The sequence below is a fragment of the Pseudomonas lopnurensis genome (genome assembly GCF_015070855.1).
GTDB classification, from domain to species: Bacteria; Pseudomonadota; Gammaproteobacteria; order Pseudomonadales; family Pseudomonadaceae; genus Stutzerimonas; species Stutzerimonas lopnurensis.
Map to the genome: position 1 here is coordinate 14,527 of NZ_JADDIX010000012.1, position 13,726 is coordinate 28,252.

At 67.0% G+C, this 13,726-nt stretch carries 10 protein-coding genes and 1 pseudogene; 7 read left to right on the plus strand and 4 right to left on the minus strand.

From position 1 onward, the window contains the following. Positions 1 to 168 precede the first annotated feature (168 nt). Both IN820_RS02250 and IN820_RS02255 read right to left on the minus strand, forming a co-directional pair. On the minus strand, positions 169 to 1,410 hold the full coding sequence (locus IN820_RS02250) for an iron-containing alcohol dehydrogenase (protein WP_193679421.1): 1,242 nt from the start codon (positions 1,408 to 1,410) through the stop codon (positions 169 to 171). Beyond that, positions 1,407 to 2,126 (minus strand): alpha/beta fold hydrolase, encoded by a 720-nt coding sequence (locus IN820_RS02255; RefSeq protein ID WP_193679422.1) that lies wholly within the window; start codon positions 2,124 to 2,126, stop codon positions 1,407 to 1,409. The genes IN820_RS02250 and IN820_RS02255 overlap by 4 nt, the downstream gene beginning before the upstream one ends. 92 nt (positions 2,127 to 2,218) lie before the next feature. On the opposite strand from IN820_RS02255, the gene IN820_RS02260 reads away from it, so the two are divergent. Together IN820_RS02260 and IN820_RS02265 are read left to right on the plus strand one after the other, a co-directional pair. Then, complete coding sequence (locus tag IN820_RS02260) at positions 2,219 to 2,914, plus strand: GntR family transcriptional regulator (protein ID WP_193679423.1); 696 nt, start codon at positions 2,219 to 2,221, stop codon at positions 2,912 to 2,914. Between the two features lie 625 nt (positions 2,915 to 3,539). Next, positions 3,540 to 3,953 carry a CBS domain-containing protein gene (locus IN820_RS02265; protein WP_193679424.1) on the plus strand — a complete coding sequence of 138 codons (414 nt, stop codon included), beginning with the start codon at positions 3,540 to 3,542 and terminating at the stop codon, positions 3,951 to 3,953. Between the two features lie 87 nt (positions 3,954 to 4,040). On the opposite strand, the pseudogene IN820_RS02270 reads toward IN820_RS02265, so the two are convergent. Both IN820_RS02270 and IN820_RS02275 read right to left on the minus strand, forming a co-directional pair. Beyond that, positions 4,041 to 5,053 (minus strand): annotated as a pseudogene (locus tag IN820_RS02270) (SDR family oxidoreductase). 219 nt (positions 5,054 to 5,272) lie between these two features. Next, a complete protein-coding gene (locus IN820_RS02275) occupies positions 5,273 to 6,748 on the minus strand; it encodes an FAD-dependent oxidoreductase (protein ID WP_193679451.1) in 1,476 nt (491 codons plus the stop codon). A 180-nt stretch (positions 6,749 to 6,928) separates the two neighbouring features. Here IN820_RS02275 and grxB point away from each other — a divergent pair, with 180 nt between their 5' ends. The 5 genes from grxB (at position 6,929) to IN820_RS02300 (ending at position 13,154) form a co-directional block, all read left to right on the plus strand. Then, the gene (gene grxB, locus IN820_RS02280) at positions 6,929 to 7,573 is read left to right on the plus strand and encodes a glutaredoxin 2 (RefSeq protein WP_193679425.1); all 645 of its coding nucleotides are present in this window, start codon (positions 6,929 to 6,931) and stop codon (positions 7,571 to 7,573) included. Between the two features lie 303 nt (positions 7,574 to 7,876). Next, positions 7,877 to 8,650, plus strand: coding sequence for an SDR family oxidoreductase (locus IN820_RS02285; RefSeq protein ID WP_193679426.1), 774 nt, complete (start codon positions 7,877 to 7,879; stop codon positions 8,648 to 8,650). 316 nt (positions 8,651 to 8,966) lie between these two features. After that, entirely contained in the window at positions 8,967 to 9,740 is a 774-nt protein-coding gene (locus IN820_RS02290; protein WP_193679427.1) for an efflux RND transporter periplasmic adaptor subunit, read from the plus strand. Then, the gene (locus IN820_RS02295) at positions 9,737 to 11,056 is read left to right on the plus strand and encodes an efflux RND transporter periplasmic adaptor subunit (RefSeq protein ID WP_193679428.1); all 1,320 of its coding nucleotides are present in this window, start codon (positions 9,737 to 9,739) and stop codon (positions 11,054 to 11,056) included. Before IN820_RS02290 ends, IN820_RS02295 begins: the two co-directional genes overlap by 4 nt. A 1-nt stretch (position 11,057) precedes the next feature. Further along, complete coding sequence (locus IN820_RS02300; RefSeq protein WP_193679429.1) at positions 11,058 to 13,154, plus strand: site-2 protease family protein; 2,097 nt, start codon at positions 11,058 to 11,060, stop codon at positions 13,152 to 13,154. Positions 13,155 to 13,726: the final 572 nt, after the last annotated feature.

Genomic DNA, 13,726 nt, shown 5'->3' on the forward strand with positions numbered 1-13,726 from the left:
CGCGTGCCGCTACATGCTCTTGTGTGGAGCGAGCTTGCTCGCGATCGGCTTGCACGTGGTTTGTGTGGAAAACGCCTTGCGGTTTTTCATCCTACGGGGTCGTGTCGAGGGTATGAAAAAAAGGCGCTGCTCCAGGCAGCGCCTTTGTCAGGCCGGATTGGATCGCGGTCAGGCTTGGCCGCTAAGACGTCCTTCCCAGGCGTTCAGCACGATCTGGCGATAGGCGAGGGCGGCATCGGCCACCGGAAACGCCTCGGCCAGTCGCGTTACCGCGAGGGCATCGGTGACCAGAGCGTCCAGCATTCGTTCTTCGACGCCGAAAGCCCTCAGATCGGTTGGAATATCCAGGCGCCCGATCATGGCGCGAACCGCGACGGGCACTCTGCGTGCGGATTCGTCCGGACAGCTGGTCGCCAGGCCCATCAGGCCGGCGACTTCGGCCAGTTCGCTCTGGCGGGTGCCACATAGCGCATCGAGCACGTAGGGGAGCATCACCGCATTGGTGCTGCCGTGGCTCTTGTGCGTCTGGCCCGCGACCGCGTAGGCGATGCCGTGCCCTGCGTTGAGCCCCGCGGTGCCATAGGACAGCGCCGCATAGATGCTGGCATAGGCCATGCCGACACGGGCCTCGGTATCGCCGCCGTGCTGGTAGGCGCGCTCCATCCAGGCGAAGCACAGGCGCATCGACTCCTTGGCGAAAAGCATGGTCAATGCCGAGCGGCCGCTATAGCCCGGGTCAGGACTGCCGCCACGGTCGAACCGCGCGCAATCCAGTGTCAGGAAGGATTCGATCGCGTGAGTGAAGGCATCGATGCCGGCATCTGCCGTCACTTTCGGCGGGCAGGTGTAGGTGAACTCCGGATCGATCAAGGCGATCTGCGGGCGCAGCGCGTTGTCCATCACCGCTATCTTGGTCGCGTTTGCCGGGTCGAGCAGAATCGCACCCGGTGTCGCTTCCGAGCCCGTGCCGGAGGTCGTCGGCAGGGCGATCAGCGGCAGTGGCCTGCAACCGCCGATGTCGCCGGTGAAGGCGCCGATCGGCTGTCCCTGCGGCAGGGTCAGGCTCAGGGCCTTGGCCAGGTCGATGTTGCTGCCGCCACCCAGGGCGATCACATGATCGGGCTGTTCGCCGCCCAGTTGCTGGCGCAGGATGGCGGTGGCTTCGTCGCACAGCTGCGTGGTGGGGTCGGGCAACCCGCCGGGATAGACCAGCGTGGCGATGCCCAGCCGTCCGGCAGCCTCGGTGTATTCATGCACCCAGGGCGTTTTCTCGACGAAGAAGGCGTCGGTGACCAGAACGCCGGAGCGATAGCCCAGCCTGGCCAGCAGCTGGGGTAGCTGGTGGCGGGTGCCGTTGCCGATGATCAAGCGTCCGGGCGCGCAAAAATGAATCAGGTCTTCGGTTCTCATGTTCGCTCCTGAGGGATGTGAAGCCGGGCGATGAACGCCTGGATGTGCTGCGCCACGGCGGCGGTATTTGCCGTCAGCAGGCCGTGCCCGGCGCCTTCGATGACGTGCAGCTCGGCATTCGGGAGGCCTTCGGACAACCAGCGGGCATGCTCCAGAGGCGTGTCCCGGTCGGCACTGCCGTGGATGATCGATGTCGGTAATTCGATATGCCGGAGATCGGCGCAGTGGTCGGTTTCCTGTATCGCTTCCCAGGTCCAGGCGACCGCCTGGTGGTCGGCGGCCGTGGCCAGGCCCAGGCGCTTCTCACGCACGGCGATTTCTTCCAGCAAGCGATCGCCCTGTTGCGTGAACCAGGACGCCAGCCCGGGGCGGGGGGTTCCGGAAAGTAGAATCAATCCACATGGCTGCGGACCGTCGGTCCGACGCAGGTATTCGAGCGCCACGGATACCCCCATGCTCCAGCCCGCCAGGACAAAGGGCTTGCCATCGAGGTGTCGCTTGGCGGCTTCCGACAGATCGCGACTGAAGGCCTCCAGCCTGTAGTCCTGGGGACACTGCCCGCGTTTGGCGTCACCGCGACCGCGCAGGTCGGGAAGAATGAAGTCGGCTTGGGTTGCGCAGGCCTTGGCGACCGGCATCCAGGCGGCAGACGTGCCCTGGATGCCATGGACGGCCAGTACGGTGGTTCGGCCCGTTTTCATCGATGCGTTAGTCATTGTTTTTCCTCTCGATGTACAGCTGATATATGAGTGTAGTCGAACACTTTCCGCTTTTGCTATGCTGCAGGCAGATTTCAAAGGACGTCGAAATGGAAAGCAGCACCCTCGAATCCCCCCTTTTCAACCTGACGGGGAAAACCAAGGCGAAGCTCACGGACATTGCCTACCAGCAACTCGAGGAAGCGATCGTCACGCTGCGGATTCCGCCCGGCACGCTCATTTCCGAACAGGCGCTGAGCGAGATGACCGGCATCGGCCGGACGCCGCTGCGCGAGGCCGTGCAGCGCCTGGCGCGCGAACACCTGATCCTGGTCATGCCGCAACGGGGCCTGCTGATCCCGAACATCGATATCGGTAAACAGCTGAGGCTGCTGGAAACCCGCCGGGAAATCGAGCGGCTGGTCTGCCGCAGTGCCGCCAAACGGGCGAGCGAACAGCAACGCGCGTCCTTCGTGCGGCTGGCCGAGGCGTTCAACGCGGCGGCCATCGATGGCGACGACGTCGCCTTCATGCGCTCCGACCGCGAATTCAATGAACTGTGCCTGGTCGCGGCGAGGAACGAATTCGCCGAAAGCGCGCTGCGTTCGCTCAACGGCCTGTCTCGACGCTTCTGGTATCTGCATTACAAACAGGCCGCCGACCTGCCGGAAATGGCCCGTCTGCACGCGAGCGTCGCCGGCGCGATCGCCGCGGGCGATCCGGCCGAGGCGGCGCGATGCCTGGATCGGCTGATCGACAATATCGAGACCTTCACCAAGGCGACGGTGCTGCTCGACCAGCTCTGAGCGGCTGTGAAGCACGTCGCCGTTGCGGCGGGTTGCCGGCTGCTCGAAGCGTCTGTTGCGCGTGCTAAGGGCAGGGATCAGACCGGAGGTGGGACACTCATCGGCATTGGCGCCGGCTCGCTCGAACGTGGCCGGTGACATCGGGTCCATTGGCGTGTTCTTCACAGAAAAGAGTCGAGGTGATGCCCATGACGTTGGCCATCGAGGTGACGGACAGGGTGGGTCCAGCGGCATAGATGTGGCTCAACGAAATGGACGACGGCCTTGCAGTGAGCAGCCCGGAACAGGCCTATGCATCGGCGCAGAAAACGCCGCGCATCTGGTCACGCAACTACCTTGCTCACCCCGGCGATCTTCTACGACGGCTTTCCATCCCGCCGGGCAGTGAGCAAGGCGCGCACAGGTGCAGCCTTTCATGAACAGGATCCTGGCGCGGTGAGCAACCCCGCTGGCGACTGGGACGGATCGCCGAGGCGACCTTCGAGCCACTGGTGCGCCGTATCGACTCCCGGGAAGTGAAGAAGCTGGCCGGCATTTTCCGGTCGAGCTGCGCGCGCCCTGGCCCGAGCAGGCGGCGTAGCACTGACATTCACTGAACGGCGCCTGTCGGCGCTTGGAGATGCATATGAAAGTCGCTGAATGCATGACCCGCGAGGTAAAAATGGTGCGCCCGGAAACCACGATTCAGGACGCCGCGAGGACGATGACCGATAGCGATGTCGGCTCGCTGCCAGTGAGCGATGGCGAGCGGCTGGTCGGCATGGTCACCGATCGCGATATCGTCACGCGTGCCGTCTGCACCGGCAAGGGGCCCGATACCCCGGTTCGCGACGTCATGACCGATGACGTCAAATACTGCTTCGATGATCAGGATATCGGGGAAATCGCCAGCAACATGGCCGATATCCAGTTGCACCGCCTGCCGGTGGTCAACCGCGACAAGCGCCTGGTGGGCATCATCGCGCTGGCGGACGTGGCCGTCGCGGCCAACGACCAGACCGCCGGCAAGGCGGTCTCGGGGATATCACAAGGCGTTTGATCAACGCACCTCTGCCCTCGGCGAGCCTTGGCGCTCGCCAAGGACACCGATGACGATGGACGGCTTGCCGAGCAGCCGGCCGCGGGCTCACGGCTGGCCATTGCCGCCGGAAGCGCCGAATACCTGTCCGGTTACGTAGCTGGCTTCGGTCGAGGCCAGCAGCACGTAGAGTGGCGCGATCTCCACCGGTTGGCCGGGTCGACCGAGCGGTGTGTCGCCGCCAAAGGTTGTCAGGTTTTCCATGCTCTGCCCACCGCTGACCTGCAGCGGCGTCCAGAACGGGCCCGGTGCCACGGCATTGACCCGAATGCCCCGCTCGATCAGTTGCTTGGCCAAGCCCTTGCTGAAGTTGGCGATGCCGGCTTTGGTCAGCGAATAGTCCAGCAGATTGGCCGGTGGATCATAGGTGGTGACCGACGACGTGTTGATGATGGAAGAGCCTGCTGGCATGTGCGGCACGGCGGCCTTGGTGATCCAGAACATCGCGTAGAGATTGGTCTTGAGCGTCCAGTCGAACGCCTCGGTGGTGATGTCCAGGATCGACTGTGCGCTGTTCTGCCGCGCCGCATTGTTGACCAGGATATCGAGCCCGCCCAGACCCTCGATGGCCCGCTCCACCAGTGCTTGGCAGAAGGCTTCGTCACGTATGTCTCCGGGCAGGGCGAGCGCCTTGCGGCCGGCGCCGCGGATCAGCTCGACGACTGCCTGGGCGTCCGGCTCTTCGTCCGGCAGGTAGCCGATGGCGACATCGGCGCCTTCGCGTGCGAAAGCGATCGCCGCGGCGCGCCCGATCCCCGAGTCGCCGCCGGTGATCAGGGCCTGCGGCCGGCGAGGCGGTTGGAACCCTGATAGCTGGTCTCGCCATGGTCGGGCCGCGGTTCCATCTGCCGGGCAAGCCCCGGCCAGGGCTGCGACTGCTTTTCGAACGGCGGTTTCGGGTGGATGGCCTTCGGGTCGCGTAACGGGGCCGGTGTCGGGCGTGTCTCGCTACCCGCGCCGCCCGATTGCGCGAAGACCGGGAGCGCCATACCGGCGGCGAGCGTGGCGGCGGCGCCCTGAATGACTTTGCGTCGTGAATCGCAGTGGTCGTCGGCGTGCATGGTGGGCTCCTGTCTGGGGCGGTGCGCATCCGGCACTGCGTTACCGATGCGGGAACAAATGTGCCGTGTAGACGCATGATCGAAAGGCACGTTCCCTGGCCAGATGCCGGGATGCCTTGCCTTGAGGCCTGGGGTCAGCGTGCGGCGGGCCCCGGGCCTCTCGCCGCGGGCAGGCAGACCAGGCCGCTCGCGCCCCTGATCGGCCATCGCAGGCGTCGATCACAGGGATTTCCTGGCCAGTGGCTGGCGTGCCGGGCCGTGGATCACCTCGCCGTCGGCCTGGAAGATCGAGCCGTGGCAGGGGCAGTCCCAGGTGCGGTCGGCGTTGTTCCAGGTGACCGTGCAGCCCATGTGCGTGCAGGCCGCGGCGACGCCGCGCAGGACGCCGCCATCGTCGCGCCAGACGGCGATCTTCTCGTCGCCGCGGCTGATCACGCCGCCTTCGCCGACGCCGAGCGCCTGCGGGTCGTCCAGCTCGGACTGGCTGTCGCCGCTCTGGTTGAAGTCGTCCGGCATCGGCCGCCTGGGATCGTAGAGCGCGCGCCAGGGCCGGCGGCCGGTGACGATCTGGCGGGCGATGCCCAAGCCTGCGGCGGTGCCGTTGCTGATGCCCCAGGCATTGAAGCCGGTGGCGACGAAGTAGCCGGGCGCCTGCTCGGGGTCCGGCTCGCCGACATAGGCCATGCGGTCCGGGGTGTCGTAGTCCTCGTTGCACCAGCGCCAGACCGGCTCGGCGACCGGCAGGTTGGCGCGCGCCCAGTCCTGCAGTTCGACGAAACGCCGTGCGACGTCGCCGTCCTGGCCGGTATTGAAGCGCGGGCCGAGCACCACCAGCAACGGGCCTTCGGCGTCGCGGCCCATGCGGATCGAATGGGTCGGCTCGTCCACCGCGATGAACATGCCCTCGACCCGCGCGCCTTCCTGCGGCCGGAAGGCCATCGCCACGTGGCAGCGCGGCTGCGTCGGGCTGACGTAATCGACCGGCGTCTGCACCGGCATGTGGGTGGCGAGGATCACCTGCTCGGCGCTGACCGTGCCGCCGTCGAAACCCACCTGCCAGCGTTCATGGCGCTCGAAGCTCTGCGCGCGCGTCTGCTGGTGGATGCGCCCGCCCTTGGCCTGCACCGCGGCGGCCAGGCCCAGCAGGTAGCTGGCCGGGTTGAACTGCGCCTGGTCGGGAAATTCCAGTGCGCCGGCGGTCTCGAAGGGCAGCGGCGCGCGCTCGAGCACGCGGGTGGCGAATCCCAGGCAGCGGGCCGCCTCGGCCTCGCGCTCGATGGCTTGGCGTCCATCCGGCGAGCAGGCGTAGGCGTAGGCCGACTGCGGCTGGTAGTCGCAGTCGATTCCGTGCGCCTCGATCCAGCGGCGGATCTTCGCCACCGCCTCGCGATTGACGTCGGCATAGCACTGCGCCAGCTCCTGGCCGAAGGTGTCGATCAGGTGCCGGTAGATCAGCGCGTGCTGGGTGGTGATCTTCGCCGTCGAGCGGCCGGTCACCTGACGGCCGACCTCGCGCGCCTCCAGCACCACGACGGACTTGCCGGCCTCGCACAGGGTCAGGGCGGCGCTCAGCCCGACGATGCCGGCACCGACCACCACCACGTCGCATTCGCTGACGCCGGAGAGGCGCGGAAAGTCGCTGTGCGGGGCGCTGGCGGTCCAGCAGCAGTCGGGGGTTGCGGATAGCGCGGCCATGGCGGTGTCCTCCTCGGCGTGACGGATGGCTGTTTCAGTAGAACGGCCACGCTCGGCCAGGTTCGAGCGCAACGGCTCGAATGCGCGCAGGGATTCCACCGGTCCCCGCCGCGCGGTCGCGTCGAAACCGATGCCGCCGGCATGGGTCACTTTCCCTGAAGCCAGCCCGGAGCCGACGTCATGAAACTCTATTACTACGACCACTGCCCCTTCAGCGCCCGCGTACGCATGTTGCTGAACCTCAAGGGAATCGAAGCCGACCAGGAAGTATTGCCGGCCGATGACGAACAGACCGTCACCCGTCTGATCGGCAAGCACCAGATCCCGGTGCTGGTGCTCGACGACGGCACGCCCATGGCCGACAGCATGGCGATCGCCCGCTACCTCGACCGGCTGGACGGCAAGCCGCTGATCCGCGAGCCGGACAGCCCCGCCGTGCACGAATGGCTCGAACCCTTCGTGCCGACCTTGCAGTACCTCGGCTATCCCCGCTGGACGCGCATTGGCCTGGCCGAATTCGCCAGCCCCTCGGCCTACCGGCACTTTCGCGAGAAGAAGACCCACACCATCGGCGATTTCGACGAGGCCGTGGCCAATACCGAGGCCAAGGCCCGCGAGGTGGACGCGCAACTGCAGCGCCTGCCGCAGATCATCGACCTGACGCCGACCCACGAGCAGCCGCGCTGGGACGACGTCACGCTGTTTCCCATGCTGCGCAGCCTGAGCGTGGTGAAGGCGGTCCAGTGGCCGGAGGACGTGCGCGCCTATACCGTGACCCTGGCGCAGCGCTGCGGCCTCGACACCTTTTTCGACCGGGCGCTTTGAGCGCGGCGGTCATCGACAGTGGGCTGGAAATGAGCGAAGGAAGAACGGGAATGGGTTGCGAAGCGCAGTGGCGCCTGGACCATGGTGCCGAAATCCCACGCATGACGGATGCATCGTCTGCTGCCTGGCCCGTTGGGCTTCACTGCGCTCAGCCCAACCTACGCCGCTGCGTCATCCACCCATGGCGCAATGCGGCGCTGCGCTGAGGCGACGAAAGGCGGGCGCTCCCGGCCAGGATGACCGGTCCCACGCTTTACCTTTCTCGATTCGGCCACACCGGCCGGCGCATGTGCGGAGGTTCGTATGGGCAAGCTCAACGGCAAGATCGCCATCATCACCGGTTCCGATTCGGGCATCGGGCAAGCCATGGCAACCGCTTTCGCTCGCGAAGGCGCGGACGTGGCGGTCACCTGGCATACCGACGAGGATGGTGCGCAAATCACCGCCGAACGCGTGCGCCAGGCCGGCGGGCGCAGCCTGGTGTGCCGGCTCGAGGTCACCGATGAAGCCAGCGTGCAGGCCCTGTTTCGCGCCGTCGACGAACAACTGGGTGTGCCCGACATCCTCGTCAACGACGCCGGCGTCGGCAAGAGCAAGGCCTTCACCGAGCTGACCTATGAGGACTTCGACCGGGTGCTGAAGACGGATCTCTACGGCCCCTTCCTCTGTGCCCGCGAGTTCGTGCGCCGACGCCAAAATGCCGGGGGTGGCGGCACGCTGCTGAACGTCACCTCGGTGCACGATGCCATCCCCAGCCCGAACAACGTGGCCTACGGCGCTGCCAAGGGCGGGTTGCTGCTGATGACCCGCAGCCTGGCGATGGAACTGGCGCCGCTGAAGATCAACGTCAACGCCATCGCCCCTGGCCTGATCCGTACCCCGATGACCATGCAGCGGGTGGACGACCCCGCGCAGCGCGAACAGGAAATGCCACACATCCCCTGGCACCGCCCCGGCCAGCCCGAGGAGGTCGCCGAGTTGGCGCTCTACCTGGTCGGCCCGGACGCCGACTACATCACCGGCCAGGATTTCGTCATCGACGGTGGGCTGGAAATGAATTGGGGGCAGGGCGCATAGGTTGGGTTGAGCCGCGTTGGTTGGTGAAACGACGGTGCTCTGTTGGCCGCCCGGTGATGCTCGCTCAGCAGGAAGCCTCGTCTTCAGATTTCGGCTATGGAGCTGGGCGGCCGCCTATAGATCAGGCGCGACTGAAGAAGTGTTAGGCTGTGTTTCGTCGCATGTGTGGATTTCTTGATTCACGGATTCACGCGAAACGTCATTCAGCGAGGCAAGCCGTTGTTATCATATGGCTTCTTTGCAAGCACGTTCCTGCTGGCGGATAGCTCCCTTAGGCTGCCGAGAAGGAAATGAAAGGAACTCAGGGAAGACCTATATGAAAAGTATGCTGTGGGCACTGTTGGGCTTGGCGGGGGGAATCGCCGGGGCCTGGGCGGAAGAGTTGCCGACCCATGACCCACTACTCGACGTCTCCGCCATCGTTGGCGAGAGTTCCGCCCGCGGCGTGCTGCGCGCGCGCGACCGGGCCATGCTGTCCAGCGAATTGCCCGGGCGTATCGTCGAGATGCCGTTCGCCGACGGCCAGGACTTCAGCAAGGGCGATGTGCTGGTGCGTTTCGATTGCAGCGCCTACCAGGCCCAGCTCAATGCCGCCCAGGCCGCAGTACGTGCCGCGCGCGAAGAACTGGGGCACAAGCAGCAACTGGCCGCGCTGAACTCGGTAGGGCGCTTCGAAGTGGCGCTGGCCGAGGCACGCCGGGCCCAGGCGATGGCCGAGGCTCAGGTCTATCAGGTGCAGGTGAAACGCTGCAGTGTCAGCGCCCCGTTCGACGGCCGTGTGGTGCAGCGCAAGGCGCAGCCGCACGAAAGCGTGGCCAGTGGCGCACCGCTGCTGGAAATCGTCGACAACCGCACCCTGGAGGTGCACCTGCTGGTGCCTTCGGCCTGGCTCGGCCGGCTCAAGCCGGGCGAGCCCTTCGAGTTCGTCCCGGACGAAACCGGGCAGCCACTGCGGGCGACGATCAAGCGCCTCGGCGCGCGCATCGACGAAGGCAGCCAGACCCTGTTGCTGATCGGCAGCCTGCCCGCCGACGCTACCGGCCTGCTGGCTGGCATGAGCGGCAGCGCGCGCTTCACGGAGTCGCCATGACCGCCCAGGTGCCGGGCCTGGCCGAGCGGGTCGTCGCCCAGCTCCTCGCCCTGGAGCGCCAGGCCCGTGGCGCCGCCACCCTCGACCAGTTGGCCTACTGCCTGGTCAACGATGCCCAGCCGTTGTTCGGCTACCGACACGCCGCATTGCTGATCGCCGGCAAGGTGCGGGCGCTGACCGGTATCAGTGTGGTGGAGCCGCATGCGCCCTTCGTCGCCTTCGTCGAGCACGCCGCCGGGCAGTTGCTGGCGCTGGGCCACTCGACGCAGGCCCAGGCCGTTTCTCCCGACTCGCTCGACGAGCAGATTCGCGCCGACTGGCGTAGCCTGTCGGCCGCCGCGGTGTACTGGCTGCCGCTGCTCGACCGCCAGGGTCAGCCCTTCGGCGGCCTGTGGATCGCCCGCGAGCAGCCGTGGAACGAGGCCGAGCAGGCCCTGCTCGGCCAACTCGGCGACTGCTACGCCCATGCCTGGCTGGCCCTGCAGCCGCGCAAGCCGTGGCGCCTGCGCTGGCCGCGGCGACGGATTGCCGCCGTGGTGGCCGCCGCCATGCTGCTTTTGCTGCTGCCGGTGCGCCAGTCGGTGCTGGCGCCGGCCGAAGTAGTGCCGCTGGGCGGCCAGGTGGTAGCCGCGCCGCTGGACGGGGTGATCGCCGAGTTCCTGGTCGAACCCAACCAGCCGGTACGCCAGGGTGAAACCCTGCTGCGCTTCGATGCCACCAGCATCAGAGCCCAGGCCGACGTTGCCGAGCGCAGCCTGCAGGTGGCCGAGGCCGAGCTCAAGGCCAATGCCCAGCGCGCCTTCAGCGATGCCGAATCCAGCGCGCGCATCGACCTGTTCGCCGCCCGTGTCGAACAGAAGCGCGCCGAACGCGACTATGCCCGCGAGTTGCTGGCGCGCAGCGAGGTCAAGGCCGAGCGTGACGGCATCGCCGTGTTCGCCGATGCCCAGCGCTGGATCGGCAGGCCGGTACAGACCGGCGAACGGCTGATGGAAATCGCCGAGCCGAGCCAGGCCGAACTGCGCATCGAACTGGCCGTGGCCGACGCCCTGGACTTCACTGCGGATGCGCCGGTCGCCCTGTTCCTCGACAGCGATCCGCTGCGCCGTCATCACGCCCACCTGCGTCGCAGCGCCTACGAGGCGCAACAGACCGCCAGCGGCCAGCTGGCCTACCGCCTCGACGCCACCTTCGACGCGGCACCCCCGCGCATCGGCCTGCGCGGCACCGCCAAGGTCCATGGCGAGTCCGTGCCGTTGGGGCTCTACCTGCTGCGCCGACCGCTGGCAGCGTTGCGCCAGACACTGGGCCTGTGACATGCACCTGCCAGCCCTGCGTCCCGACCTGCAACTGTCCAGCGCCACGCCAGCGGCCAGCGGCGCCCCCCGCTGGACCCTCGCCGACCCGTTGCGCGGCCGCTACTTCCAGTTGGGCGAGGCGGCCATGCGCCTGCTGCGCCACTGGTCGCTGGGCGATGCGCCGCGGGTGCTCGCCGCCGCCAACCGCGAGCCCGGTGCGGCACTGGGCGACGACGACCTGGGCCAGATGCTGCGCTTCCTGCGCGAACACGACCTGCTCGCCGCCAGCGACGCCGAGCAGCGCGCCAGCTACGCGCTCAAGGCTGCCCAGCAACGTCAGTCGCCCTGGAAGAAACTGCTGCACCAGTACCTGTTCTTCCGCATCCCGCTGTGGCGCCCGGATGCCTTCCTCGGGCGCACCTGGCCCTGGCTGGCCCGCTTCGGCCCCGGCCTGTTGCGTTACGGCCTGCCGACCATCCTGATACTGGGCGTGCTGCTGGCCGCGCGGGACTGGGAGCGTTTCATCGGCTCCTTTCCCCACCTGTTCAGCCTCGGTGGCATGCTCGCCTTCGGCGTGGCGCTGGTATTCGCCAAGCTGTGCCACGAATTCGGCCACGCCTACATGGCCAAGCGCGCTGGCTGCCGGGTGCAGAGCATGGGGCTGGCGTTCATGGTGCTGTTCCCTCTGTTCTATACCGACGTCAGCGACGCCTGGCGGGTCAACGACCGTCGTTCGCGACTGCTGATCGGCGCCGGCGGCATGCTCGCCGAGTTGCTGCTGGCCTGCATCGCCTTGCTCGTCTGGTCATTGCTGCCGGACGGGCCGGCGCGTACCGCTGCCTTCATGCTGGCCAGCGCCACCTGGATCACCACCCTGGTGGTCAATCTCAACCCCTTCATGCGCTTCGACGGCTATTTCCTGCTCAGCGACCTGTGGGGCATGGAAAACCTGCAGGGTCGCGCCTTCGCCCTGTGCCGCTGGCGTCTGCGCGAGGCCCTGTTCGATTACGGCGAGCCCATACCGGAGCCCCTGCCGCCGGGTTTGCGGCGGCGCCTGCTGTGCTGGGGCTACGCCTCCTGGTTGTGGCGGGCGCTGCTGTTCCTGGGTATCGCCCTGGCGGTCTATCACCTGTTTTTCAAGTTGCTTGGCATCGCTCTGATGCTGCTGGAGCTGGCCTGGTTCATCGGCCTGCCGATCTGGCGCGAGATGCGCGAGTGGTGGCAACGGCGCGGGCAGGCGCATCCGCCCCGGCTGCTGCTGAGCGCCAGCTTGGCGCTCGCCCTGCTCGCCGCACTGGCGCTGCCCTGGAGCGCTAGCGTCGACGTGCCGGCCCTGCTCGAAGCGCAGCGGGTCAGTGCCGTACATGCGCCGCTGGCTGCCCGCGTGCGGGCCCTGCAGGTTAGCGATGGGCAGAGCGTGCAGGCCGGCGAGGTGCTGCTGGAGCTCGAATCGCCTGACCTGGATTCACGGCTGGCCATCGTCCGCCGCGAGACCGAGATCCTCCAGTTGCAACTGCGCCGCCAGGCCGGACGCAGCGAAACCGTGGCCGACGTCGGCATCCTCGAACAAAACCTCGCCCAGGCCCTGGCCGAGTACCGTGGCCTGGCCGCCCAGCGCGAGCGCCTGCTGCTGCGCGCACCGCACGCCGGTACGGTGCGCGACCTGCAGGCGGACCTGCGCGCTGGGCGCTGGCTGTCTCCCCGGTTACCGCTGCTGCGGGTGGTCGAGCCGGGCGTGCGCCTGCGCGGTTACCTGGCCGAGAAGGACCTCTGGCGCATCGACGGCGCCGCCGAGGGACGCTTCATCGCCGACGACCCGATGCGCACCGCCGTCCGCGTGCGCCTGGAGCAGGTGGATGCCACCGGGGCGGCCTACCTGCAACTGGAAGCGCTGGCTTCGGACCGGCAAGGCCCCATCGCCGTGCGTCGCAACGAGCAGCAGCGCGCCGAACCCCTTCAGGCCCAGTATGGCGTGCACCTTCAGGCGCTGGAGGCGCAACCAACGCCTGCCCAGCCACTACGTGGCATCGTGCAGTTGCAAGGGCGGGGCGAATCGCTGCTGAGCGCCGCCTGGCAGCGGATCGCCGCGCTGGGGATCAGGGAAAGCGGGTTCTGAAACAGACCCTAGGGTCTGTTGAGATTCATCCGCAAGCTGCAGCCACGCGGTTCGCGACGAAACAGTCCGGCCGTGGTGGAGCCGCTTCACTGCATTACATGAGCTTTTCGTAGGGCTATGTCCCACTTGCGTGTTGCATGGGCGCCGTAGGAGCGTAGGTTGGGTTGAGGAGCGAAGCGACGAAGCCCAACACGTCATACCCGTGCCTGTTGGGCTTCGCTGCGCTCAGCGCCAACCTACCGGCGTGCGCCCAATCGCCCGAACATCGGGCTGCCGCACGCAAAATCCGGGGCAAACACGTCCAACAAGACCCTGCAACACGTATGCCGTAGGTTGAGTTGGGGCGCGCAGCCTGTGTAGGTTGGGTCGGGGCACGTAGCCTGAGGAGCGAAGCGACGAAGCCCAACACGTTCGTGCCGATCCCAGTTGGGCTTCGCTGCGCTCAGCGCCAACCTACCCGCGAGCGCCCGATCGCTCGAACATCGGCTGTTGCAAGAACTCCGAGCCAGACACTTCCAGCAAGGCCCTGCAACACGTAACGGGGACATAGCCTTTCGTAGGGTGCGCTCCGC